Here is a 23,729-nt window from a genome sequence, read left to right as displayed (position 1 = left end):
ACGGGCGGCCATGGCCCTCGACGCCGATCAGCGTGCGGCGCTGTTCGCCGGAGTGGCAGGTGAACCCGGCTCGGCGAAACCCGATCCGACTCTCGTGGTGGATGGCATCTCGCGCACGTTCGGCGGTCTCAAGGCCGTCGACGTAGCGCATCTCGAGATACAACGCGGCTGTATCACCGGTCTGATCGGCCCGAACGGTGCAGGCAAGACGACGCTCTTCAATCTGCTCACCGGGTTCGATCGACCCGACACCGGCACCTGGTCGATGGACGGTCAGGAACTGGGCAAGATGCATCCGCACCAGGTGGCCCGCAAGGGCGTCGTCAGAACGTTCCAGCTCACCAAGGCACTGTCGAAACTGACGGTTCTCGACAACGTTCGACTCGGTGCCACCGGGCAACGCGGCGAACGCATTCTGAACACCTTCCTCCCGTGGACCTGGAAGGCACAGGAGCGTGAGGTGACCGAGCGTGCGAACGAGCTGCTCGCTCGCTTCAAACTCGATGCCAAGGCCGACGACCTCGCCGGATCATTGTCCGGCGGCCAGCGCAAACTGCTCGAGATGGCCCGCGCGCTGATGACCGACCCGTCCGTGGTGATGCTCGACGAGCCGATGGCCGGGGTCAATCCCGCACTGACGCAATCACTTCTGGGGCACATCAAGTCACTGCGCGACGACGGCATGACGGTGGTGTTCGTCGAACACGACATGGACGTCATCCGAGACATCAGCGACTGGGTGGTGGTGATGGCGCAGGGCAGTGTGATCGCCGAATCGACACCGGAGGAGCTCTCGAACAACGGTGCCGTCGTCGATGCGTATCTCGGCAGCCACCACGATCAGGCTCTCGAATTCGATGCCGACGGCAATCCCGTCGGTGCCACTGCCGAACTGGCAGAGGTACTGAAGAAAGCCGAGGTCGAGGAGCTTGCGGCCGGTGGCGATCTGTCGGAACCGGAGTTCGTGAAGCCCGACACCACCGACGGTGGATCCCACCGGGCCAAGGAGGTCAACTGATGAGCGAACCGACCACCGAGAAGCAGCAACTGACACCCGCGGAGTTCGCGGCCACGCCCGGGGAACACGCCCGCCTCGCCGAAGGTGCTCTACTGCGCGCCGACGGCCTGGTCGCCGGGTACATCCCCGGTGTGAACATCCTCAGTGAGTGCAACTTCTTCCTCAACGACGGGGAGATCGTCGGGATCATCGGCCCCAACGGGGCCGGCAAGTCGACTCTGCTGAAGACGCTGTTCGGGCTCGTTGCCGTTCGGGAGGGCAGCGTCAAACTGCGCGGAGACACCATCACGTCCGCGGAGGCGCACGTGCTGGTGACGAAAGGCGTCGGCTACGTCCCGCAGACGCAGAATGTGTTCCCGTCGCTCACCATCGAAGAGAACCTCGAAATGGGAATCTATCTGCGTCCCAAGAAGTTCAACGAACGCTTCGATTTCGTCAGCGAGCTCTTTCCACTTCTGAGCGATCGCCGCAAGGTCAAAGCCGGCGCGCTCTCCGGCGGTGAGCGACAGATGGTGGCGATGGGACGCGCACTGATGATGGAACCATCGGTACTGCTGCTCGACGAGCCGTCGGCCGGGTTGTCGCCGATGTTCCAGGACGAGGTGTTCATCCGCTGCAAGAAGATCAATGCGGCCGGTGTCTCGATCATCATGGTCGAGCAGAATGCCCGTCGATGCCTGCAGATCTGCGACCGCGGATACGTTCTCGATCAGGGCCGCAACGCCTACACCGATACCGGTCCGGCGTTGATGAACGACCCGAAGGTGATCGAGCTGTATCTCGGCACACTGGCAGGAAGCAAAGAGAAGAAGTAGCTGCTCGGCAGCGACGAAGGCCCCGGTTCGATCGACATCGAACCGGGGCCTTCTCGCTGGCGTCGAACATGCGGCGCGTACGCAAGCCACTGGGCCCGAGTCCTGATCGAGGACTCGGGCCCAGTGGCTGTGTGACAGTTACAGATCACTCACCGACGACGATGTATCCATCCGTGGTGAGGGTGTTGTCCGGCCCGAAGACCAGGTTGCCGTACGAACCGGTTGCCGGTTCGCCTGCGTCACTGAAGTTGAGCGCACCGGTGACACCGTCGTAGTCGATGTCGGTGCCTGCCTGCAGCAACGGAAGGCATTCCTCGAACGTCGTGCACTTCTCGCCGTCCTTGGTGACACTGTTGATGTTGGCCGCAATATCCACGCCCGCAGTCGATCCGGCCTGAATTGCTGCCAGTGCAGGAATCACAACGGCGTCGTAGGACTCACCCGCGTAGTTGAAGTCGACGAGCGCGGGATCGACGGTCTTGAGTCGGTCCTGGAACGCGGTACCGACGTCGGTCAGCGGCGTGGTGCCCCGCATCGTGTCGAGCAGACCCGGAGCCATCGACTCGCCGAGTGCATTGCCCATATTGCCGTCGACGCCGTAGACCAACGTGCCGTCGGACGGTCCGATTCCGAGCTCGTGCATACGGGTGATGATGCGAGCGGACTCGTCGAATCCGATCACGGCGACAGCATCGGGTGCGAAGTTGTTCACGTCGTCGATCTCGGCGTTGTACGACTGAGCGTTGGGATCGTAGATGATCGTCTGGAGCTGATCGGACGCGATTCCCGCGGCTTCGAGGTTCTCGACCGTGTTGTTGGCCAAGCCCGTTCCGTACGGGTCGTTCAGGGCGAGGATCGACACCCGCTGGGCACCGTCCTGGGCGATGAGGTCCGCGAGGGCCTGAGCCTGCAGCACATCGGTGGGAGCGGTGCGGAAGTAGAGGCCGCTGTCCGGGTAGCAGACGAACTGGTCGGACGTGTTGGCCGGCGAGATCTGCACGACGCCCGCGCTGGTGATCTTGTCGATGACCTGCAGGGAGACTGCCGAGGACGCTGCACCGACGATGACGTCGGCACCGCCTGCGAGCAGGCGGTCGACGGTGGTGTTGGCGGTGTCGGTGGTGGTGTCACCGGAGTCGCCGGGGATCAGCGTGACCGGCTGGTCCAAGACACCACCGGCAGCGTTGATGTCGTTGACTGCGAGCTGGACACCAGCGACCTCGGGCGGTCCGAGGAAGGCCAGGCTGCCGGTGTTGGGCAGCAAGGTTCCGACGACCAGAGGATCGGTGACGGGCGTGGCCCCTGCTGTGGCCTGCTCGGGCTCGCAATCGGTGGAGACGGTCGTTTCCGCGGCTGCAGTGCCGCCGCTGGCCGTGGTGGAGTCGGTCGAGCCCGAGTCGTCGCTCGACGAACAGCCGAACAGTGCGAGCGAGGTAACGCTCACCACCGCAGCCGTGCGGACATAGGTCCGAATTGCCATCTAGGTTCTCCTTGAAATTGCTCGTCGTTGAAGCGCACCTGAGTTGCATGTGGCTCACGTGTGGATCAGACGCTAACGCTCGGAGCCGATTCGCAAGGCCTAGAACGAGGCTCGTGACCTGACTGTGACCTAGGGAGTCGAAGTTTTACGTGGCCGTAGCTTTCGGGAGCCGATCACCCCTCTGCCGCAGGCTTGTTCGCAGGAGTACCGAGTGTCTCGATCACTACTTCGGCGACGGCTTTCATCGTCGTCCTGCGATCCATTGCGGCGCGCTGAATCCACTTGAACGCCTGCGGTTCTGTGAGCGATTGCGATTCCATCAGGATGCCCTTGGCCTTCTCGATGAGCTTGCGCGTCTCGAGCCGATCCTGCAGATCCACGATCTCGGCTTCGAGCGCGGAGATCTCACCGAAACGGCTGGCGGCCAACTCCACCGCAGGCATCAGATCGGCCTTGGTGAACGGCTTGACCAGATACGCCATCGCACCGGCATCGCGAGCCTTCTCCACGAGCTCGCGTTGACTGAACGCGGTGAGAATCACGACGGGCGCAATGCGCTTCTCGGCGATCTCAGACGCGGCATCGATTCCGTCCCGCCGCGGCATCTTCACATCCATGATGACCAGATCGGGACGCAGTTCGACGGCCAACTCCACCGCCTGCTGACCGTCGGCCGCTTCACCGACCACGTCGTAGCCCTCCTCGCGGAGCATCTCCACGAGGTCCAATCGGATCAGGGATTCGTCCTCTGCCACCACCACGCGAAGCGGGGGCTTGCCAGTACCGTGCGCACCAGGAGCATTCATCTGTATCGGTCTCCTTTGACTGTCATCGCCCATCAGGGCCGTCGAGCATCTGAAGGGTACCGGTGCGCGACGCCGAAAGCGCATCTTCTAAACTCGACAATCGTTGCTTGAAAGACGCCAGCCCTCGTATCCCAATTGGCAGAGGAAACGGATTCAAAACCCGTCCAGTGTGAGTTCGAGTCTCACCGAGGGCACCACGCAGTATCGCTAAGTCGTTGCTGGTCAACGACTTAGAACACGCAGGACGTCGGCTGCCTACGTCGCTCGTGACCACATTTTGACCACATCACCCTCAGAAACGCGTGAATCGTGTGCGTCGGCGACCGCCTCGGCGTCGGTGTCGAACAGGTCCGCATAGGTGTCCAGCGTCATCGCGGCCGACGCGTGTCCGAGCATCTTCTGGACCGCCTTGACGTTTGCACCCGCCGAAACAGCGAGCGACGCGGCGGTGTGCCGCAGATCGTGCGGTGTCACCCGCGGGAACTCTGGTGTCTCGGCTGCGCCGATCGAGTCGACCTCGGTGGTGCGCTGCTCGGCGGTGGCCGCCACGCACCGAGCCACCGCGTGCGAGAACCACGTCCGGGCACCGGGCGACTTCGCGTAGTCACCTCGGGCGTTCGGGAACACGAGGGCATCTCTCGCCTTGCCCGCGCACGCAGCCGCGAGCGGCTCGCTGAGGAACTTGGGAAACGTCATGGTGCGCAGCTCGTGTGTTTTCGGCGTGCCGACGACGACCTTGCCGCCGACGTTGACGGCGTTTCGCCGGACGTGGATCCGACGACGCAACATGTCGACGTCCGACACACGCAGCGCCGCAAGCTCACCCCACCGCAGGCCGCAGTATGCGAGCACGAGCACGATCGCTCCCTTGGTCGGCCCCGCCTCGCGCGCGAAGTGCCACACCTGGTCGTCGGTCAAGTAGCTGTGCTCGGCCTTGCCCTTGCGTGGCAGCTTCACTCCTCGCGCAGGATTGGCGATGAGTCGGCGATCCTTGACCGCCTCGTCGAGGATCGACGCAAATACGCCGAACGCTCGAATGACAGTCACCGGGCCACTTTTGGCGCTCATGTCCGAGACCCACTGCTGCACGGCGGAGTGACGAATATCGGCGATCCGTACATCCGCCCATCGAGGCTCGACATGGACGCGCCACGCAACATCGACTGTTCGCGCGCTCGACGCCTTGAGGTGGGTCTGCCGCGCGAGCCACCCGACACCGAGCGATCCGACGGTCACCTTGCCCTCGGACTCGTCGATGTACTCCCCGCGCAGCTTGCTCACGTGGATTGTCGCGGCGAAGTCCTGCGCCGCCCTTTTGGTCGTGAACCCACGTTTCGTAGTCTGCTTGCGCTCGGGCGTGCGGTAGTTGACCCGATAGAACGACTTACCTCGGGTGTCGGTGTACTTGGTGATCGTCGCCATCAGTGGTCGCCCTCCGCGAGTGCCGTCCGTAGTTCGGAAAACAGGCCGCGCGTGACCTGTCCCCTGCGTTGTGCGTTGCCCTCGGGACCTGCGCGCCTGTCCCGCTCCAGCCCGAATGGTGCGCCCCACAGCCGGTACGACCACGCTGTGAGCTCGAAGATGTCGAGGCCGAGTGTCTTGGCCGCACGCGTGTCCGCGAGCCCTGTCATCGCCGACACCGCGAGTGCGACTGCCGCCCGGTCGGCCCCCGACGGAAGTCGACTCCCCTCGGGCACCGCAGCCCCCGCGTGGTCGCCGATTTCGGGCAGTGATCCGGGCGCGTTCGCGTGCGGTACGTCCTCAGCAGTGAACGCAGTCGATCCCCCGCCCACTGCGCGACGCATAGCCGATGCGTACACCTCCAGACCATCGGTGAGCTGCACTACGGCGCTCCCCTCGAACAGGTCGGGGAGCGTCACGTCTCCCCCACTCGTGCGCGTCAGCGCTGCGCAGTAAACCAGCATCGTCGACAGGCTCGGCGTTCCTCGCCCCGATTCGATGTCGCTGACCCGGCTCGGCGTCCACGCTGCGCCGTACAGCGCCGATGCTCGCGCGAGATCATCGAGAGAGGTCCCGGCGTCTCGGCGTAGACGTCTGGCGTTTCGGCCGACCAGCGAGCCGATGGTTTCGGATGACACAGTGCGACTGTAGCAGTGAAGTTACGTGACAGCACGTAACATCACTGGTAAGTTCCACTCAGCGCACCCGACCGGGTGACGAGGCAGCGGAATCGGATCCGCAGCGACGCTATACGTTTCGCAACGAAGGATCCGACATGCCAGCACGCACCGCCCCCACGACACCGTCCCCTGCCCCGGCCGGACTCGACGTCCTGCTCGATGCCCGCGAGACCGCGACCTACCTACGCACGACCGAGGCAAAGCTGCGGCAGGACCGCTCTCGCCGTGTCGGCGTTCCCTACGTCAAGGTCGGTGCTCGTGTGCTGTACCGAGTGGGCGACATCCGCGCCTACATCGACGACAACGTGCAGACGGCCGACGTAGCTTCCCGCGCGCGCTGACGAAACGCCCAATGGGCAACTCAGACAGTCATTTCGACGCATCATCACTCATCCACGGTGACCTGTTACGTCTACCGAAGGACCCACACGCAATGACTCAGACAGCAAACAGGCCCGGAGCGAGCGACTCCGGGCCTGCGACCGACCAACCCACGATCGACACCGACAACCAGAATACCGCCGAGGTGGCATCCACCGCAGCCGAGTTCGTCTCGGGCCACCACCTCGCCGAGGTCCTCGGGGTGAAGGCTTCGGCCGACATCGTCGAGACACTCGGCCCGGAAATCGCGCGCAGCATCATTCGGTGGCATCACCGCGAGGTAGACGAAGTCCACGAATCCGAGAATCTCGAAGACTTGCTGGCAGTACCGGTCGAGTCAGTGCAGGTTGTCGTCGCCCCTGTCATTACCCGCGCGGACGTCGCCGCGTGGGCGTCGGACACCGGAGAACGTGACCCGCATGCGATCGTCGCCGAGCGCCGAGCCGAGACCGAGGCACGACGCCGACTCAACACGGACTATTCACCGATGGCAGACAGGACGGCCCCGAAACCGACAACCGGGCTGCGCGGGGTGCTCGACGGGCACGCGGACTTGTTCGACTCATCCCCCGAGCTGGCCGCGATTCATCAATTTGCCCGAGCGCGGGGAGCTGGAGCATGGGCGACGCTCGGCGGCGCTCTGGTGCGCGCTGTTCTCGGCGTACCCCACCGAGTGACACTGCCGCCCATCATCGGCGGGCCTGTGTCACTGAATCTGTTACTCGCCGTCGCAGGTGTCTCGGGCGGCGGTAAGGACCTATCCGACGCCGCTGCGTCGGCAGTGATCGACGCCCGCGTGAGTGGCGCGCCTACATACTGGGACCCGTTCCCCGTCGGAACTGGCGAGGGGCTGAATCGTACGTTCGCAGCCGCCCACAAAGACACGGAGACCGGCAGGGCGAAAACGGAGTTCCATTGTCGCTCGGCATTGTTCACGGTGCGCGACATCGGTGCTTTCGACGCGCTGGCCGACCGCCGCGGACAGACGTTGGTCACCGAGCTACTCAAAGCCGCAATGGGCCAAGAGATCGGTTTCACCAACGCCACCATCGAGCACCGCGTGATCCTGCCCGCGCACAGCTACCGACTCGGATTGACGGCAGGCGTTCAACCGGGCAACGGATCGAGCCTGCTCGGCGAAAAGGCAGTGCGCGACGGTCTCACACAGCGGTTCCTGTGGTTTCCGGTGCGCGAGGGCCGACGGCGACCCCCTGTCGACGAACCGCAGCCGATCTCACTCGACATACCGCAATTCGGGGTGACCGTAGACCCGCTCGACCCGGACGACGTCGACCGGCCGCTCGTACACATGGATGTTGCCGAACAGATCCGGCGCGAGATCATCGCTGTGAATGACGCGAAGGACGAGGACGTGTTTGGCCGCACCTCCGATCCCCTCGCGGGTCACAGGCTGCTCGCGCGACTCAAGGCAGCCGCAGCGTTGGCGGTTCTGCACGGACGCACCAGCGTCGACCTGGAGGACTGGCAGCGCGCCGGGTCGATTGTGTCGGTGTCCGAGGCGGTGGTCGCCGAGGTAGCCGCCGCCTCGGGTGACGCAGCAGCCGCCGACGCAGCTGCACAGGGCCGGCTGGACGGGCACCGATCGGCAGCCGCCGACGCGACCCGAACCTCGGTCGCCGACCATGAACTCGCAGAGAAGTTCCTCAGCATCCTGGCCGATCGCGGGGACGAATGGACTCCGCACCGCTCGCTGGTGTCCGGGGTCACGTCGAGTCGACGCCGCTCGATCGAGCCCGCGTTGTGTTTGCTCGCCGAACGCGGGCAGATCGAACGACGGCGGTACGAGTACCAAAAAGGCCGCACCCGAGACGAGTTCCGGGCTACACGCTGACCACACAGCTCGACCACAAGAGACGCCGCGACGGTACACACCGCTGCGGCGTCTCTGGTTTTCCCTGCTTACGCGGGCTGTGGCCCATGAAAGACCAGGTCAGAACGGTTGTGGCGGTACCCCATGGTGGCCGTGGCGGACAAACGTCCTGGTGAGCGCCGCTGTGGCGGTGTGGCGGTGTGGCGGGGGGGTGTGTCTTTTCCGCTCCGATTGAAAGTGATTGCAACACAAGACAATACACTTATATACGTGTATTAATTTAATTCCCGTATATACACGCGTTTACTGAATGCCAGAGAGAAAAACACACACTACCGCCACAGCGCCACACCGCCACACCGCCCGTGACCAGTGGTTTCAGCCGTGGCAGCGTCGCCACACCCCCACACCGCCACAGCGACGAGCGAAGCTCCGAGGATGGCATGGTCACTCGATAGACCGGTCAGCGGCCAGGACGATTGCCGCTGACCTGCGGCGAGCCCCGAACATCTGCACCCTCGCCCTGTCTAATAACCAAATACAACCAAGTGCGTCGTACCGAGAATGGAGGCCATCGATGACGAACCGACCACGCGCAGCGACGTTGGACCGCGTCGGTAAAGCGATCGACCTACGCAACTCGGGCGCGACGTGGCAGCACGTCGCCGATCAGCTCGGCTACCGGTCCCCCTCCTCGGCGGCTGCGTCGGTGCGTCAGTACGTCGATCGCATGGCAGAGGGAAACGACGTCGGCCACTTGCTCGCAATGGAGGAATTGAAGTTGCAGCAGCGCGAGCGCTACATCATGGCAGCGGCGGCGGAAGTACCCGCTGACGACGTCGGTGGCCGTGACACCGTCGACAAAGCACGTGATCGGATTGCAAAGCATCGTGCGTTCATCCACGGACTCGGCAAGGTGAACGTCGACCACACCGTTACTGTCCAGCCATCCACAACCACGATCCTCGCGGACGCCCGAAAGCGACTGCTGGAGATCGACGGCACCATCGAGGGAGAGATCGTCGAATGACCGCCAAGCGAGATGCGATCGTGGCCGCGCTGTCGGTCGCCGAGGACATTGACGGTGGACGCATCGCGACCGCCGATCTCGACCGAGTAGCCGCCGAGAAATGCCGCGCGCTGTTCGGCGTCGTGCGTGGCCCCGACGACCCACTGTGGTCGCTGCACGTCGAGGTCGCTCGGCAGGTGCTCGCACTCGACGGTCTGCCGCCCGACGAGATGTCCGAGTGGCTCGCTGTCGCCCGTCGCCGTGCCGACCAGACACCAGCAAGCTCGACGCCGTGACCGACCCGGAGATCCTCGCTGACACGGCATCTCGGCTACGTCGAGTCCTCGCCGCGATAGACGCCGACGAGATCGAGGCGAGCGGCGACGACCGGGCTCGGATCGAGGGCGCGGCGTTGGCACTGGAGACCATCGCTGGAGTTGATCCCACGTTTCTTTAACCCAAACGGTCGTTTGCGTTATAGGATGACAGTATGACCACGCCTCGCACTCGTCGCCGCAAAGCGGACGTCGGCACCGTCGTCACTTATCTGCGTGTCAGCACCGACGAGCAAGCAACGTCCGGCGCTGGTCTCGATGCGCAGCGGTCGGCTGTCTCGGGCGAGATCGAGAGGCGCGGCTGGACTCTCGTCGAGACGTTCGCCGACGAGGGCGTGTCGGGGTCCAAGGCAGTCGACGCGCGGCCGGGTCTCGTGGGCGCAATCGAGGCGATCGAGTCCGGCACCGCCGCGATACTCGTGGTCGCCAAGTCCGATCGCCTCGCTCGCAACCTGCGAGCACTGCTCGACGTCATCGACCGCGTCGAGCGCGCAGGCGGCGTCGTGGTCGCCGTCGACCAGACCATCGACACCAGCACGGCAGCGGGTCGATTCACGACGGCGATTATGGGCGGCGTAGCCGAGCTGGAGCGATCGCTCATCAGCGACCGGACCAAGGCCGCGCTTGCCGTCAGGAAAGCACAAGGCGTCCGGCTGGGCCGACCGCTGTCCGTTCCGCTGACCGTCGTCGATCGGATCACAGCCGAGCGCGCAGGCGGCGCGACCTGGCAACGCATTGCCGACGGACTCAACGACGACGGGACGCCGACCGGCCAAGGCGGCTCGCGATGGTTCCCAAACACCGTCTCTCGGATCCACAAGCGCGCGTCAGTCAATCGAATGGATGGCACGGCTACCGCCATGGGTTCCGTGTAGTAAGTCTGGGACGTTCAGATAGCCTCGCGTCTGTGACCCACGACTCCGAGCAATCCCGCGTCATAGCGGCGATGCGCCTCAGCGGCTCGCGGTTCCACGCGAAAGGCATGCCCGCCGAGTCATTGGTCGAGGTCGCAGCCCTTGAGGACATCCTCCGATCACTCGTGAGGCTGTATTGGCGCGATCGCCACCCAAACAGCAAACGCATTCCTAATAATTACGACGACAGAATCGCGCTACGACTCGTCGAGAAGATCGGTGACGGTTCCGCTGTGCCGTTGCTCGAATATGACCTTGACCCCGGCCTCGCTGATCTGTTCGCCGAGGATGAACTCAAACAGGATTACAGTCGCGCCCTGCTTACGGTCGAGGCATTTATCGAATACGCCCTGTCCGGTGAGGGCCAGATCCCGGCCGACATTAGGCGCATTGAAGCGAACAAAGTCAAGAAGCTCGGGCAAACGATGGACCGCGGCGACACGATCCAAGTTGCTGCCACTAACCGCGTCGATTGGGAGTCGGTCTCCCGCTACACCCCGTCGACGCGGACCACCGCAATCGAGGGTCTCGACGTCGAAACCAAACGCGCCGTCGTCGTAGAGGGTCGAGTCGTCGACTTCCACGTCATGTCCGGCCGACTGATCGTGCGCGACCGTGAACACAAAAGAGATGTAGCAGTCCCCTACTACGGCACTGAGGTTTCGGTCAGCATCGACCCGGCACAGCAGCTGTTCAAGTGTCACGCCGAGGGCATCGGCGACTTCAACGCAGATGGTCGCCTGACCAAACTAGCTTCAGTCACCACGCTCGCTGTCGTGAACGTTACCGAGGACGCGCGACTCGCTCGCGAAGCACTAACGGCGCTCGCCGACCTTGACGAAGGTTGGATGGACGGTGAGGCAGGAGAACCAATTTCCGACTCTGTAATCCAGCGAGGCCAAATGGTGATCGAATCAATGCTCGCTCTCGGAAACCTCACAAGCACCGTCTTCCCGACGGAAGAGGGCGGGATTCGTTTTTACTGGTCCGGGAATGAGAACCAGCTCTCGATCGAGGTCGAGCCAGACGGAGCAATATACGTCCACACCGCGGACACCGATGCGGGCACATTCAATGACGAAACGATTCCTGCCGAGGTGTCCGAGTTGACCGATGCCTTGGACTCGTGGTTGTCAGCGGACGGAAAGAAATGACCGAGGATCCTGAGTTCCGTCGCGAGCGAATGACCGACCCTTCCGCGCAGTTGCTTCGACCGATCATCCATCAATGGGTGACCGCAGACGTAGTCAATTTCGAGGCGTTCAAACTCAGCACAGCCGACAAAAGAGACTCGAATCGGCTGTCCATTGCTCGCGGCGCGGCGACATCGGCTGAGCAGGCATATCGCGATCGGGCCGACGCAGTCAGACGCCGCTGCGAGGACAACGGTAGGCCGTACATCGCTCCTGTTGGAGTTCTCGGACTCGACTTGAGTGAGGTCGAATCGGTCGAGATCAAATCCCCGAGCGGCGATTCGAGTCGACAGCCCCTGACCGTATGGGACGACTCAATGAACAGCTCTCGTCCCGACGACCACGGCCACATTGACTACAACGAGCTGCCGCCGTCCGACAAGGGTGCCTACACGCTGGTCGCCAAAACCCTTGTTGCTCGGGCACAGAAGAACGGTTGGAAGTACAAGCCATAAAGGTACCGTCCGAACCCCGATTGGAAGTCTGGGTAGAGATCCGGCTCAGAGGGCGATCGAGATAGCTCGGCGGAGCCTCGGGTGCTTGGATAGCCGCGTGATCGATTTTCTCAGCTCCAATGTGGGCATCCGCTGCGTGTTGACGGTCGGATTGGTAGCGCAGCTGGCAGGCGTTGCGCTTGTGGTCCGTGATCTGATGACGCGACACGGTGCGGCCCGGCGTTTCACCAAGAACATCAACATGATCGAGAAGGTCCATAGGGAGCTGCAAGACGACTCCGAGAGCGAAGCGCTCGAAGCTGCGAACGGCGACGAGATCTACGCCGCCATGATCAGGCCGAACGTCGAAATCGGCTTCCGGGCGAGCAAGGCCGAGATGGCGACGCATCACATCGTTACCTACCTGCTCGCCGAGGTCGAAGTCCCGAAACGATGGAAGACGTGGGTCGGCCCGATACTCCTATTTTTCGGAATCGTCCTGGCATACGCGGGGGCAATGCTGTCCATCCGCTAGACCCGAGTGTTAATGCGGCGCAATTCATCTCGACGCCCAAGCCACTCTGCACGCCCGTAACTTATGGTGCGGGCATGGAAACTACACAGCCCGTCGACCCGCGGTCCCGAACGATGGAGAGCTGGCGCGCGACCCTGGCCGTTCTCGCGAGCCGAGGCGAGGTCGACACCCCCCGCGTGGTGGAAGCGCGCGCTGCGCTGAGCTGGCACCGATGCGAGCGCTTCTTCCGACGTGAGATCACCCGAGGTGCGCTCGCCCCGGCGACGGCCGAGAAGATGCTCGACCGACTCCGAGGAGCGAAGTGATGCCTTTTCAGACCCCCGCGCTGGACGACACCACGACGGATTGCACCGGCCAACTGTGCGAGATCGCAGGCCGCGACCGAGCGGTAGCCGCGCAACTCCGAGCACAGGCAACGAAGCTGGTCAAGCTCGCCGAGGTGCTCGAATCTAACTCGTCGATCGCGTCATCGGCCGCGGGCGACCTGCTCGCGGGTAAGTGACCGACGCCGTCACGGTGCGGACACTGGTCGCGGCCCGCGAGCTGTCCGCTCGACGCAACCAGGTCAAGCCGTCCACACCGGCCGAGTTGGCAGCGCGGCTCGATCCGAGGTTCGTCGTCACGCCGACGATCGCTCTGCTGAGTGACGTCGCGCGCCGGTCGGTGATGGAGCCCGACCAGCGCGACATCGTGAGCACGCCGCCTCGGACGGGAAAGAGTCGACTGCTCGCGGTCTGGACCGTGGTGTGGGCACTCGCCGACAATCCCAACCGTCAGATCGTGCTCGTGTCGTACTCCGACGAGCTGGCGCAGGCACACAGCCGCGAAGCGCGACAGCTCATAAACGAACACGCCGCCGTGCTCGGCATCCGGCTATCCCCCGACAAGACAGCGGTCGGACGGTGGCGGGTCGACGGCCATGACGGCGGCTTGCTTGCTACCGGAATCAACAGCGGCGTAACGGGATTCGGTGCAGACCTGCTGATAATCGACGACCCTGTCAAAGATGCCGCCGAGGCCGACTCGGCAGCCCACCGCCGACGAGTGATCAACGAATACAGGAGCACGCTCGCGACCCGAGTGCATCCGGGTGGCTCGGTTCTGATTGTGATGACGCGGTGGCACGAGTCCGACCTCGCGGGCGAGTTGCTATCTGCCGAGCCCGACGTGTGGACCCGAACGAACATCCCCGCCGTGTCTGCGAGCGGTGTCCCCGACGCACTCGGGCGTGAACAGAGCGGCGTCGCGATGACCAGCGCACTCGGGTACACACCGGATCACTACGCGGCGGCGCGGCGAACCTCGGGCGAAAGAACCTGGAACGCGCTCTACCAGGGCGTACCAACTCCGCCCGAGGGCGGCTTGGTCCGTCGCGAATGGTTCGACGCCTGGCGTCTGTCCACACCGCCAGCTAGCCCGGCATTCACGGTCGTCGGGGTCGACCCGTCCGATAGTGGCCGCGGTGACGCGTGCGGCTTAGTCGCCGCGTGCGTCGATAGTGACGGCGTGGTCGCGGTCCTGCGTGACCGGTCGCGGCCGATGACCTCCGAGGCGTGGGCGAGGGCAGCGGTCGACCTGGCTGTCGAAGTCGGCGCATCCGAGATCGCGATCGAGGGATTCAGCGCGAGAGAGACATACATCGCCGTCGTCCGCGACCGGCTGCGCAGAGCCGAGGTTGACCGGCACATACGCGTGACGAGCTGGCCCCCGCGAGGATCGGGGCGCGGCGGCGGTGACTCGGTCGCCCGGTCGTCTGCGCTTGTCCAAGCGCTCGAAGTCGGCACGTGCCGCGTCGTCGGCACCCTGGCAGAGCTGGAGAAGTTGGCGGCGAATTGGCAAGTGGGACAGCATCAACCGGACTCACTCGCGGCACTCGTGGTCTCTCACGATGTGCTGAGCCACGCAGCCGGGCAGCAAGGAATGACCCTCGCCAACCCGTTTCGGTCGATGGAGGGCTCACGCGGCGCTACAGTCACTCCGCTCGACGCGGCGCTCTCACGACGTAGGAGATTCGCATGACCTGCATTCCCCGCGGCCCACACCCGCCGTGCCCGGTCGATGGGTGCGAGCACGACGACCCCGACGGAACCCTCGCCCAGCAAGGTCGCGCATTGCTGGCCCGCCGACTCATCGGCACCGCCGACCCGGCCGGGTGCTCGTGCACCAAGTGCACAGGCGACCCGTTCGACGACACCGAGGCCGCACAGGCACTCGACCACTTATCGGACCGCGAGGCGGTGTTGTTCCTGCTCGACGTGATTCGTCAGGACCGGTATACGAAGTGTGGGCAGTGCGGCGGTCTCGTCGTGCACTTCGCCGATACCGTTGCAGGACAAGTGAACTACGCGCGCGGCGAGTGCCCGTTCCATCCCGTCGAGTAACGACGGACATCCTTTGCACGGTGCCCGAGTAGCTTGCTCACCATGAAGCGAACACCGAGCGCCGAGGAGCATCCGATGAAGCCGTTTCGCCGACGTAGATTAGAACTGAGCACCGAGCGACCGAAGCTCGAACAGCACGCGCAACGTCTGCGGCGTCGGCGATGGCTGCCGAACGTCCTCCGTGCGGAGTTCAGCCTGAGTGACGAAATCTCGGCAATCGTTGCGCCGCTGACAGCTCGGATCGCACACGACCCGGTTCCGAGGGCGTATGCCGAGATGGTGGACGAACTGGCCGATGCGGTGCTTGGATGCGTTCGCGAACTGGACCATCTGACCGGCAACGGTGACGATCAGCGCCGCACCGCGCACCTCAGCGAGGAAGACCGACGCCGAGCGTTGGATCTGCTGCGCAGCCACCGAGCCGGACAGCGGCCCGAGATCACCGAGGCAGACCTGGCGTCTGGTGCCTGGGCCGAGGCACTCGTCGAGCTGGCAGCGCCCGTATCTGGGCCGCTGTCCGACCTGCTGGGCCGCGCGTTGCCACCCGAGAAAGTGGACGTGTCGGTGTCCGAGTCGGTCGAGGCCGCGCTCCGAGAAGTCGACCGCCGCGCTCTGAGCCTCGAACGCCGACTAGACCGCCGAGCTGCCGACCGCGAGCTGTTCCACTCCACCCGCCCTGTCCCGGCCCCCTCTGTCGAGGACCAACTGGAAGAACTTGGAGTCACGTCGTGAAGAACGCATCCGGCAGTCTCGGAACCTACGACCATGCTCGGCAGAGCCCGACGCAGCTCGGTCTCGATCCGACGCCAGCTCCGACGACCAAACTCGGTGCGGATTACGTCCGAGCGGCGCAAAGCGGACGGCAGAGCTGGTCCCCGAACCTGATCGAGGCCGAGGGCGCGTGATGGCTGCCGACTGCACGAGCTGCGGTGCCGCCACCTCGAATCCTGACGCCGTTCCGGGTCGGTGGCGCTGCGCCGGGTGCCGTGTTGAGGTCGCGTGCACCTGCTGCACGGCAACGACCAGCGACCCGAACGTCGTGCACCCATGGCGCTGCCCGTCCTGTCAGCACTACTCGGGAAAGACGGCGAAGCATCGACGCGCCGCGATGCGTAAGAAGCGCCGAAAGCTTGACTGCGAGAGCAGCGGAACGCCGGGTCCCGCTGCTCACTGAGGATGTCCGGCTCGGTGCTGGCTGCGGGCCGACCGAGCCGGACACCCTCGCTCACTCCCACTTTTCAGAACGGACAACACACGTGAAGCTCTCCGACCTATCGCCCGCCGAACACCGCCGTATCGAGGTCGCGGTGCACGAAGCTGGACACGCGGTGCAGGTGATCCTTGCTGGCGGTCAGATCGCCGAAGTCAAGCTCAATGACGACGACCCCGACACGCCGGGCGAATGCTGGCACACCGATGTTCCGAAGGGTCGGGAACGTGAAGTCAGCTACGCCGGACCATGGGCAGAATCACGGTGGCGACACGGCGAAAGCCCCCGACTCCAGCATGTCCTGGCGTTGCTGGCGTCGAACGCCTCGGACTGCGACGACGTTGTTCGGAGCGACCGAGGTCTGCCGCGTGAGATCGAGAACCAGCTCGAAACCTGCTGGTCCTCGATCACGAAGCTGGCGGGCGCGCTGTTCGTGGACGGGCGACTGGACGACAGAACCGTCCGAGCCGCGCTCGGGATGGACGGCGACGAGCGTCACGATCGGATGGTCCGAGCCGCTATCCGATGCGGCGATGCACCGGGATCGTTCACCGTGCACCTGCCCTACGACTGACCAGTCGGCGTGCTTGACTCATCTGATGATTGCCCCCGATAACGGTGATAGTGACGAGCGCCTACTGAAGACTGCTAACGAGGTGAGGCGGACGATCGAAGCCAACCAACGAGCAGAGCAACTACTTTTCGTCCCGTCACCTGTGTTCGAAAGACTGCTCTGGCAGGTTTCGGGCGCGTGGGAGACGGCCATTGAAGAGATCCGATTCCTGCGGTACGCGACTGCCGAGACACCGCCGACGACCGCACCGTTCGTACACCCGGATGGTGAAAATGTCGCACGAGATATGCGCCGGATGGCAAAGAATCTCAACCTGGTCTTACCCAACGACACGATGTGGACCGACGAGGTCAAGCGCGCGAAGGCCATGCGAGACGATCTCGGACATATGCTCCATTTCAAGTCGATGGAGGGCGTAACTCCCAACCAGACAGCGACGATCCTGCGAGTGGCCTACAAAGAACCCGACGAGATGTCGACAGACGGTGGGTGGGCGAGACACGAACGACGAACCGTCACCATTACCGAGCAAGAGGCACGAGCGGTGCTGGCCGGTCTGCAGTACGTGAATCGTGGTCTGTTCGCGCTGCGTAAGTTCGGCGTCGAGTTTTCGACGTGGCCGGACGATCGTTCAGTCAAGGACGTCCTCGCCATCCTGCCGTGGTGGGTCGACGCGTGGGGTTCACAACTGCGCGACGAGGGATGGACAGCACCCACTATGCGGCAGTTGCGTATTCGCCCGAAAGCTGAGTTCGACGCGTCGCTTCCGCCCGAGATGCGACCCGAGTTCTGATGCATCAGAACGACCGTTCGATTCACCCCTCGGTGACCACATTCTGACCACATCGTGATGTCATGAGTGCTCACACGGACTCACTCGGGGTTGCCTCGAAAGTGCACGTCAGCGCGTGTGTTGTCGACCAAGGCCAATGTCAGCGAAACGCCGGATTAGAGTTCGAGTCTCACCGAGGGCACCACGTGAATGTAGCTCCGTTCGCGACGTCGGTAATCGTCTCCGTCGATCGCGCCTACAGTGGAGTGATGTACATACCCAGCAGTCTTCGTTGCCATGACACCAGTGCGGGCAGTTTGTGCGCAGCGAAGGTCGACCATCGGTTCGGGGATTCGGCGGACCAGTCTGCGCAGTGGGTCTACTACACCTGCAGCGCCGATTCCACCCACGAGACCGGTTACGTCGATCGCCTGGTCACTGCCTGAATCATGTTCGTAGAACGTGCCTACGTCCACGCCGACGATGTCGGATCGGACTGGCCCTTCACCGTGCCTGCCGTCGCCGACCTCGCTCGCGACGGACTCGAGTTCCTCGCACCGGTCACAATTCTGGTCGGCGACAACGGTTCCGGTAAATCGACCCTCGTCGAGGCGATCGCCGAGGGTTTCGGAATCGATGCCCGCGGCGGGCGGGCGGCGCAGCAATCCCGTCGACTCGACGAGGTGACCAGTGCCCTCGGTGAGGTGCTGGAGTTGGAAACCACTCCGCAGGGCGCTCGAATGCTTCGTGGCCCACGACTGAACAAGCGCGGCTTCTTCCTGCGCGCCGAGACCGCGTTCGACATGGCCGAAAAGCTCGGCGGCGTGCCGGGTTTCTGGGACGAGAACACCGCCGAGATGAGTCACGGCGAAGGGTTCCTTACCATGTTCGGTGCGATGTTGGCCGAACCCGGCTTCTACGTTCTGGACGAGCCGGAATCGGCCCTGTCGTTCACCGCGAGCCTGCAGCTCGTTGCACTGATGTCCGAGCTGGGCGACGAGGGCGCACAGATCGTCTGCGCCACGCACTCACCGATTCTGGCGTCGACCCCCGGTGCGGACATCGTCGAAGTCGGCGAACACGGTCTACGCCGAAGTACCTGGGACGAACTCGAATTGGTACAGCACTGGCGTCGCTACCTCGACGACCCGAACAGCTATCTCCGTCACCTGCTCGACTGACCGGCCATCGACACCGCTTCTCGGCGACGCACACGTCCCGGGGAGACGCCCGTCGCGCGCTTGAAGGCCTTACCGAACGCGGCCTCCGACAGATACCCACTGCGCCGGGCCAATTCGGCCAACACCACGTCCTCGGATCGCAACGTCTCGTATGCGACCTGCATCCGCCACGTTGCCAGATAGCTCATCGCGGAGTCGCCGACCAGCTCGGTGAAACGTGCCGAGAACGCCGAACGGGACATGTTCACCCTCGACGCCAAATCCGCAACGGTCCACCGCTCGTGAGGGTGTCGATGGATCAGCGCCAACGCCGTTCCGATCCGATCGTCCTGCAATGCTCCGAGCCAACCCGACTGCGCGCCCGGCGTGTTCGCGATCCACGACCGCAACGCGTGGATCACCAGAATGTCGGACAGCCGGGTGATCACCGCTTCTCCCCCGGGCTCGAGCACGCGCGCTTCGTCCGCGACCATGGCCAGAATGTTCTGCATCCTCGATTGCCTCGGGCCGGGATCGACGTCGACCACCACCAGCGCGGGCAGCAGGCGAACGAGCTTCTGCGCTGCCGGATGATCCAGTCGCACCGCCCCGCAGACGAGAGTCGCAACCCTGCCGGCACCGCCCGCATCGTGAGTGATCACCGCGTAGCGATCGCTGACGTACTCGTGCGCGAGGTCGTGGACGCTCGTCGCACGAACAGACGCGTCGACGCCTGCGGTCAGCACGTGCCCTCGCCCGTGCGGTACCAACGCGAAATCGCCGGGCACCAACTCACGCGTCGGCTCGCCGGGAACCGACAACACGCAGCCACCGTCGACGACCGTGTGAAACCACAGCGCATCCTCCATGGCGGGCAGTGCGAGACCCCAGGATCCGCTCAACTCGGAGCGCACGTAGAACGATCCGGTCATCCGTAGAAAGTGCAGCGCTTCACCCAGGGGGTCGGACGACTTCCAGGGATCCGCGCCGCGCATGCCCCGATCGTCTCACGAGTTGGACGATCGGACATCGAATGCGGCCTTTCGGGCATTGTCCATCCAGCTTCTCGAGGCCACAGTGGAGAACAGGACATAGCCGACCGAAGGGAACCACCGTGCTGGACCGAATGCTCGCGGTCACCACCGCCGTTGCCGCCGTCGGATGCGGGCTGGTGGCAGGAGTGCTGCTCGCCTTCTCCATCAGCGTGCTCCCCGGCCTGGCAACACTGCCGGTGCCCGACGCGATCGCCGCGATGCAGCGCTTCAATAAGGCGATTATCGATCCGGTGTTTCTCGGCTTGTTTTTCGGAACGGCCGGATCCTGCACTCTCGCAGCGATTCTCACCCTATCGGCCGGTGGGGGTTCACCCGTGCTCGTCGTGAGCGGAGCCGTTCTCTACGTTCTCGGAAGCTTCGCGATCACGGCCGTTGCGAACGTCCCCCTCAACGACGCCTTGGCCGGTGTGGATCCCGGCAGCGCAGCGGGTGCCGAGGCCTGGCAGAACTTCCGCGAGAAATGGACGCGATGGAACAACGTCAGGACGGTCGCCGCGACTGCCGCCTGCGCCGTTCTGATCCTCGGTCAGGGCAGATCGGCACTGGGCTGATCGGACACCGAATCCTGGTGCCGCTTGCGGATTTCTTCCTCGAACCGCGCAATGAGGTGGTCGGTGTCGGCAGTCGAGACATCCCGCGCGCCTTCGTCCATCGCGGCGTCACGACCTCGACGCAGTGCGGCGAGTTCGGCTTCGAGTTCGTTGTTGTCGAGTACGCGTGGATCCAACATGACCTCCATTGTGGTCCCCCGTCCGGTGCGTCCGCGGGGATTTGCTGTAATCGCTGTCATGAACGTCGTGCACAGCTTCGCACCGATTCTCGGCCGAGGCGCAACCACCTTGATCCTGGGCTCCATGCCCGGTGTGGCGTCACTGGCCGCGCAGCAGTACTACGCGCACCCGCGAAATGCGTTCTGGCCGATCATGGGAACGCTGTTCGGTGCGGGCCCGGAACTTCTCTACGCCGAACGCACCGAGCGTCTGCGCAGCCATGGCGTCGCGGTGTGGGATGTGCTGAAGCTGTGCACGCGAGAGGGAAGCCTGGATTCGGCGATCGTTGAATCCTCCATCGAGACAAACGATTTCGAGAAGATGTTCGACGAGAACCCCGGCATCGACAGGGTGTTCTTCAACGGAGCCAAGGCCGCCGAGAGCTACCGTCGCCACGTGAAGACGGTGACGCCCCACGTGACGTTCACTCGACTACCGTCGACCAGCCCTGCGCTCGCCTCGCTCGATCTCGCCGCGAAGACGCAGGCGTGGTCGACTGCCCTCAGGCCCGCTCCCGCTTCGGGAAGTGCCGAATGAGACCTTCCTGCACGACGGTGGCCAGCAGCTGGCCGTCCATCGAGAAGAACCGTCCGGTGGCCAGGCCACGGGACCCGGCCGCGACCGGTGATTCGGTGGCGTAGAGAGCCCACTCGTCGAATCGGAACGGGCGGTGGAACCAGATGGAATGGTTGACCGTCGCCGCAACGATGCGATCGAGTCCCCAGGACAGACCGTGGGTGGTGATGATCGAGTCGAGCACCGTGGTGTCCGACGCGTAGCCCATGGTCGCGGCGTGAAAGATCGAGGCGTCGGGCAGATCGCCGTCGGCTTTCATCCAGACCCGATTGTGGTTGAGCTTCTCGCCGGTGCCGTGCATGATCCACGCCGGATCGTTCGCGTAGCGCATGTCGATCGGCTTGAGGGCGTCGACGAACATCTGCAGGCGGTCCTCGTACCCGACGAAGTGATCGCCGAGCGGTGGCAGTGCGTCGGGGTACGGAACCTCGGGCACCTCCACGCTGTGCTCTAGCCCCTTACCGAAATCCTGGAAGGCGGCGAGCATGACGAACAGCTCGTTGCCGTCCTGCAGTGCGGTGACCTGACGGTTGGCGAAAGCGCGCCCGTCACGTTGCCGAGATACCCGGTACTCGATGGGCTTCTTGACGTCGCCGCCGCGGATGAAGTGCGCATTGATCGCATGCACGTCCCGCGAGGTACCGGAGACGGTGCGGCCGGCCGCGATCAGGCCTTGAGCAACGAGCTGCCCCCCGAACGTACGGCTGCCCACCTGCTCGGGGTGAACGCCGACGAACACGTCCTCCTCGATCTCCTCCAGTGCGAGGAGATCGAGGAGCGTCTCGAGATCGGTCTTCACCGCTGTACTGCTCGACGCGCTTTCGCTGACGCCGGTTCCCCCCGCTTCGACCACTTACCGGTCCTCTTCTCCGATTCGGTGCACATGGATCAAGTTGGTCGAGCCTACTGTGCCGGGAGGGGCACCGGCCACGATCACGACCTGATCGCCCTTGCTGTATCGACCCAGCTCGAGCAGCGCCCGGTCCACCTCCTTGACCATCGCGTCCGTGGAACCCACATCCGGGACCAGGAACGTTTCGGTTCCCCAGCTCAGCGACAATTGGCTGCGGACCTCGGAGATGGAGGTGAAGGCGAGCAACGGAAGCTTGGTGTGCAGACGAGCCAACCGTCGAACGGTGTCACCCGACTGAGTGAACGCCACGAGTGCCTTCGCGTCCAGGCGCTCGCCGATGTCACGAGCGGCGTAGGAGATGACGCCACGCTTGGTGCGCGGGACGTGCGTCAGCGGAGGAACACTGTCACCCTCGGTCTCGACCGTCTCGACGATGCGGGCCATGGTCCGAACGGTTTCCATCACGTACTTACCCACCGAGGTCTCACCGGAGAGCATGACCGCGTCGGTACCGTCGAGCACGGCGTTGGCGACGTCGGACGCCTCGGCGCGGGTCGGGCGGGAGTTCTCGATCATCGATTCGAGCATCTGGGTCGCGACGATAACGGGCTTGGCGTTGGCGCGGGCGATCTGGATGGCGCGCTTCTGCACCAGCGGCACCTGCTCGAGGGGCAGCTCGACGCCGAGGTCACCACGGGCGACCATGATCGCGTCGAAGGCGAGCACGATGGCCTCGAGGTTGTCGACGGCCTCGGGCTTCTCGAGCTTGGCGATGACAGGAACTCGGCGGCCGACGCGGTCCATCACTGCGTGGACGAGTTCGACGTCCGCGGGAGAGCGCACGAACGACAGCGCGATGAAGTCGCATCCCAGAGCGAGGGCGAACTCGAGGTCGGCGATGTCCTTCTCGCTCATGGCGGGAACGGACACGTCCATGCCCGGCAGGGACACACCCTTGTTGTTGCTGACCGGCCCACCTTCGGTGACACGGCACAGTACGTCGTTGCCTTCGACGCCGGTGACCACGAGGCCGACCTTGCCGTCGTCGACGAGCAGGCGATCGCCTTCCTTGGCGTCCTGGGCCAGCTCCTTGTAGGTGGTCGACACCCGGTCGTGAGTGCCCTCGCAATCTTCGACGGTGATTCGGATCAGCTCGCCGGCCGCCCAGGTGGTCGAGCCCTCGGCGAAACGCCCGAGACGAATCTTCGGTCCCTGCAGATCGGCCAGAATGCCCACGGCTTTGCCGGTGGCGTCCGATGCTGCTCGAACCCTCTCGTAGTTGGCCTGATGATCGGGGTGATCACCATGGCTGAAGTTCAGTCGTGCGACATCCATTCCACTCTCGACGAGTTCGCGGATGCGCTCTGTGGTTGCGGTTGCGGGTCCAAGGGTGCAGACAATCTTAGTACGTCGGCTCACGAAAGCGAGCCTAGCCGCTGGACGCCGCGTTCTCTATCGCAGACGCATCCACCCGAATACTACCGAT

The 23,729-nt window shown here is 64.1% G+C and carries 31 protein-coding genes and 1 tRNA gene; 24 read left to right on the top strand and 8 right to left on the bottom strand.

The features are described from left to right. The first annotated feature begins 10 nt into the window (after positions 1-10). Together AYK61_RS02630 and AYK61_RS02625 are read left to right on the top strand one after the other, a co-directional pair. Positions 11-1,018 carry an ABC transporter ATP-binding protein gene (locus AYK61_RS02630; protein ID WP_121872371.1) on the top strand — a complete coding sequence of 336 codons (1,008 nt, stop codon included), beginning with the start codon at positions 11-13 and terminating at the stop codon, positions 1,016-1,018. After that, complete coding sequence (locus tag AYK61_RS02625; protein ID WP_121869703.1) at positions 1,018-1,833, top strand: ABC transporter ATP-binding protein; 816 nt, start codon at positions 1,018-1,020, stop codon at positions 1,831-1,833. The genes AYK61_RS02630 and AYK61_RS02625 overlap by 1 nt, the downstream gene beginning before the upstream one ends. Before the next feature lie 145 nt (positions 1,834-1,978). On the opposite strand, the gene AYK61_RS02620 is transcribed toward AYK61_RS02625, so the two are convergent. Together AYK61_RS02620 and AYK61_RS02615 are read right to left on the bottom strand one after the other, a co-directional pair. Continuing rightward, positions 1,979-3,313: an ABC transporter substrate-binding protein gene (locus AYK61_RS02620; protein ID WP_121869702.1), complete on the bottom strand. Its 1,335-nt coding sequence runs from the start codon at positions 3,311-3,313 to the stop codon at positions 1,979-1,981. Positions 3,314-3,486: 173 nt separating this feature from the next. Next, positions 3,487-4,119: an ANTAR domain-containing response regulator gene (locus AYK61_RS02615; RefSeq protein WP_121869701.1), complete on the bottom strand. Its 633-nt coding sequence runs from the start codon at positions 4,117-4,119 to the stop codon at positions 3,487-3,489. Between the two features lie 120 nt (positions 4,120-4,239). Between AYK61_RS02615 and AYK61_RS02610 the strand changes: the two genes are divergently transcribed. Beyond that, positions 4,240-4,316: transfer RNA gene (locus AYK61_RS02610), tRNA-Leu, on the top strand. 58 nt (positions 4,317-4,374) lie between these two features. Here the strand turns inward: AYK61_RS02610 and AYK61_RS02605 are convergent. Both AYK61_RS02605 and AYK61_RS02600 read right to left on the bottom strand, forming a co-directional pair. Then, positions 4,375-5,541, bottom strand: coding sequence for a site-specific integrase (locus AYK61_RS02605; RefSeq protein ID WP_121869700.1), 1,167 nt, complete (start codon positions 5,539-5,541; stop codon positions 4,375-4,377). Beyond that, complete coding sequence (locus AYK61_RS02600; protein ID WP_121869699.1) at positions 5,541-6,218, bottom strand: helix-turn-helix domain-containing protein; 678 nt, start codon at positions 6,216-6,218, stop codon at positions 5,541-5,543. The genes AYK61_RS02605 and AYK61_RS02600 overlap by 1 nt, the downstream gene beginning before the upstream one ends. 137 nt (positions 6,219-6,355) lie before the next feature. Here AYK61_RS02600 and AYK61_RS02595 point away from each other — a divergent pair, with 137 nt between their 5' ends. The 19 genes from AYK61_RS02595 (at position 6,356) to AYK61_RS02515 (ending at position 19,010) form a co-directional block, all read left to right on the top strand. Beyond that, positions 6,356-6,601 (top strand): helix-turn-helix domain-containing protein, encoded by a 246-nt coding sequence (locus AYK61_RS02595; protein ID WP_259467904.1) that lies wholly within the window; start codon positions 6,356-6,358, stop codon positions 6,599-6,601. Positions 6,602-6,693: 92 nt separating this feature from the next. Then, positions 6,694-8,493 (top strand): hypothetical protein, encoded by a 1,800-nt coding sequence (locus AYK61_RS02590; protein WP_121869698.1) that lies wholly within the window; start codon positions 6,694-6,696, stop codon positions 8,491-8,493. A gap of 556 nt (positions 8,494-9,049) precedes the next feature. Continuing rightward, entirely contained in the window at positions 9,050-9,502 is a 453-nt protein-coding gene (locus AYK61_RS02585) for a hypothetical protein (RefSeq protein WP_121869697.1), read from the top strand. Beyond that, positions 9,499-9,777 carry a flagellar hook-length control protein gene (locus tag AYK61_RS02580; protein ID WP_121869696.1) on the top strand — a complete coding sequence of 93 codons (279 nt, stop codon included), beginning with the start codon at positions 9,499-9,501 and terminating at the stop codon, positions 9,775-9,777. Before AYK61_RS02585 ends, AYK61_RS02580 begins: the two co-directional genes overlap by 4 nt. After that, positions 9,774-9,938: a hypothetical protein gene (locus AYK61_RS27210; RefSeq protein WP_183130137.1), complete on the top strand. Its 165-nt coding sequence runs from the start codon at positions 9,774-9,776 to the stop codon at positions 9,936-9,938. The genes AYK61_RS02580 and AYK61_RS27210 overlap by 4 nt, the downstream gene beginning before the upstream one ends. A 33-nt stretch (positions 9,939-9,971) precedes the next feature. Then, positions 9,972-10,691 (top strand): recombinase family protein, encoded by a 720-nt coding sequence (locus AYK61_RS02575; protein ID WP_121869695.1) that lies wholly within the window; start codon positions 9,972-9,974, stop codon positions 10,689-10,691. A gap of 32 nt (positions 10,692-10,723) precedes the next feature. Next, positions 10,724-11,884: a hypothetical protein gene (locus AYK61_RS02570; protein WP_121869694.1), complete on the top strand. Its 1,161-nt coding sequence runs from the start codon at positions 10,724-10,726 to the stop codon at positions 11,882-11,884. Beyond that, the gene (locus AYK61_RS02565; RefSeq protein WP_121869693.1) at positions 11,881-12,378 is read left to right on the top strand and encodes an endo-1,4-beta-xylanase; all 498 of its coding nucleotides are present in this window, start codon (positions 11,881-11,883) and stop codon (positions 12,376-12,378) included. Before AYK61_RS02570 ends, AYK61_RS02565 begins: the two co-directional genes overlap by 4 nt. A 97-nt stretch (positions 12,379-12,475) precedes the next feature. Then, positions 12,476-12,892, top strand: coding sequence for a hypothetical protein (locus AYK61_RS02560; protein ID WP_128645194.1), 417 nt, complete (start codon positions 12,476-12,478; stop codon positions 12,890-12,892). A gap of 74 nt (positions 12,893-12,966) precedes the next feature. After that, positions 12,967-13,197, top strand: a complete 231-nt coding sequence (locus AYK61_RS02555) for a hypothetical protein (RefSeq protein WP_121869691.1) — start codon at positions 12,967-12,969, stop codon at positions 13,195-13,197. After that, positions 13,197-13,394, top strand: coding sequence for a hypothetical protein (locus AYK61_RS02550; RefSeq protein ID WP_121869690.1), 198 nt, complete (start codon positions 13,197-13,199; stop codon positions 13,392-13,394). The genes AYK61_RS02555 and AYK61_RS02550 overlap by 1 nt, the downstream gene beginning before the upstream one ends. Before the next feature lie 164 nt (positions 13,395-13,558). Further along, positions 13,559-14,911, top strand: coding sequence for a terminase large subunit domain-containing protein (locus AYK61_RS02545; RefSeq protein WP_237669051.1), 1,353 nt, complete (start codon positions 13,559-13,561; stop codon positions 14,909-14,911). Then, on the top strand, positions 14,908-15,273 hold the full coding sequence (locus tag AYK61_RS02540) for a hypothetical protein (protein WP_121869689.1): 366 nt from the start codon (positions 14,908-14,910) through the stop codon (positions 15,271-15,273). Before AYK61_RS02545 ends, AYK61_RS02540 begins: the two co-directional genes overlap by 4 nt. A gap of 42 nt (positions 15,274-15,315) precedes the next feature. After that, positions 15,316-16,005 (top strand): hypothetical protein, encoded by a 690-nt coding sequence (locus AYK61_RS02535; protein ID WP_147458291.1) that lies wholly within the window; start codon positions 15,316-15,318, stop codon positions 16,003-16,005. Beyond that, a complete protein-coding gene (locus AYK61_RS27205; protein ID WP_183130136.1) occupies positions 16,002-16,178 on the top strand; it encodes a hypothetical protein in 177 nt (58 codons plus the stop codon). The genes AYK61_RS02535 and AYK61_RS27205 overlap by 4 nt, the downstream gene beginning before the upstream one ends. A gap of 351 nt (positions 16,179-16,529) precedes the next feature. Then, positions 16,530-17,057: a M50 family metallopeptidase gene (locus AYK61_RS27200; RefSeq protein ID WP_183130135.1), complete on the top strand. Its 528-nt coding sequence runs from the start codon at positions 16,530-16,532 to the stop codon at positions 17,055-17,057. Beyond that, a complete protein-coding gene (locus AYK61_RS02525; protein WP_147458290.1) occupies positions 17,017-17,850 on the top strand; it encodes a hypothetical protein in 834 nt (277 codons plus the stop codon). Before AYK61_RS27200 ends, AYK61_RS02525 begins: the two co-directional genes overlap by 41 nt. Positions 17,851-18,098: 248 nt before the next feature. Continuing rightward, a complete protein-coding gene (locus AYK61_RS27195; RefSeq protein ID WP_183130134.1) occupies positions 18,099-18,275 on the top strand; it encodes a hypothetical protein in 177 nt (58 codons plus the stop codon). A gap of 3 nt (positions 18,276-18,278) precedes the next feature. After that, positions 18,279-19,010 carry an AAA family ATPase gene (locus AYK61_RS02515; protein WP_121869684.1) on the top strand — a complete coding sequence of 244 codons (732 nt, stop codon included), beginning with the start codon at positions 18,279-18,281 and terminating at the stop codon, positions 19,008-19,010. On the opposite strand, the gene AYK61_RS02510 is transcribed toward AYK61_RS02515, so the two are convergent. After that, a complete protein-coding gene (locus tag AYK61_RS02510) occupies positions 18,995-19,984 on the bottom strand; it encodes an AraC family transcriptional regulator (protein ID WP_121869683.1) in 990 nt (329 codons plus the stop codon). The genes AYK61_RS02515 and AYK61_RS02510 overlap by 16 nt on opposite strands. Positions 19,985-20,103: 119 nt before the next feature. On the opposite strand from AYK61_RS02510, the gene AYK61_RS02505 reads away from it, so the two are divergent. Continuing rightward, complete coding sequence (locus AYK61_RS02505; protein ID WP_121869682.1) at positions 20,104-20,595, top strand: DUF1772 domain-containing protein; 492 nt, start codon at positions 20,104-20,106, stop codon at positions 20,593-20,595. On the opposite strand, the gene AYK61_RS02500 is transcribed toward AYK61_RS02505, so the two are convergent. Continuing rightward, positions 20,571-20,774 carry a hypothetical protein gene (locus AYK61_RS02500; protein WP_141217065.1) on the bottom strand — a complete coding sequence of 68 codons (204 nt, stop codon included), beginning with the start codon at positions 20,772-20,774 and terminating at the stop codon, positions 20,571-20,573. The genes AYK61_RS02505 and AYK61_RS02500 overlap by 25 nt on opposite strands. Positions 20,775-20,832: 58 nt before the next feature. Between AYK61_RS02500 and AYK61_RS02495 the strand changes: the two genes are divergently transcribed. Further along, positions 20,833-21,351 carry a DNA-deoxyinosine glycosylase gene (locus AYK61_RS02495; protein ID WP_121869681.1) on the top strand — a complete coding sequence of 173 codons (519 nt, stop codon included), beginning with the start codon at positions 20,833-20,835 and terminating at the stop codon, positions 21,349-21,351. On the opposite strand, the gene AYK61_RS02490 is transcribed toward AYK61_RS02495, so the two are convergent. Continuing rightward, positions 21,317-22,243, bottom strand: a complete 927-nt coding sequence (locus tag AYK61_RS02490) for an acyl-CoA thioesterase II (protein WP_121869680.1) — start codon at positions 22,241-22,243, stop codon at positions 21,317-21,319. The genes AYK61_RS02495 and AYK61_RS02490 overlap by 35 nt on opposite strands. Continuing rightward, entirely contained in the window at positions 22,244-23,662 is a 1,419-nt protein-coding gene (pyk, locus tag AYK61_RS02485; protein ID WP_121869679.1) for a pyruvate kinase, read from the bottom strand. Positions 23,663-23,729 lie beyond the last annotated feature (67 nt).

Origin of the sequence: Rhodococcus sp. SBT000017 (assembly GCF_003688915.1) — a bacterium.
Lineage (GTDB): Bacteria > Actinomycetota > Actinomycetes > Mycobacteriales > Mycobacteriaceae > Rhodococcoides.
This window is presented reverse-complemented; position numbering and strand designations above follow the sequence as displayed.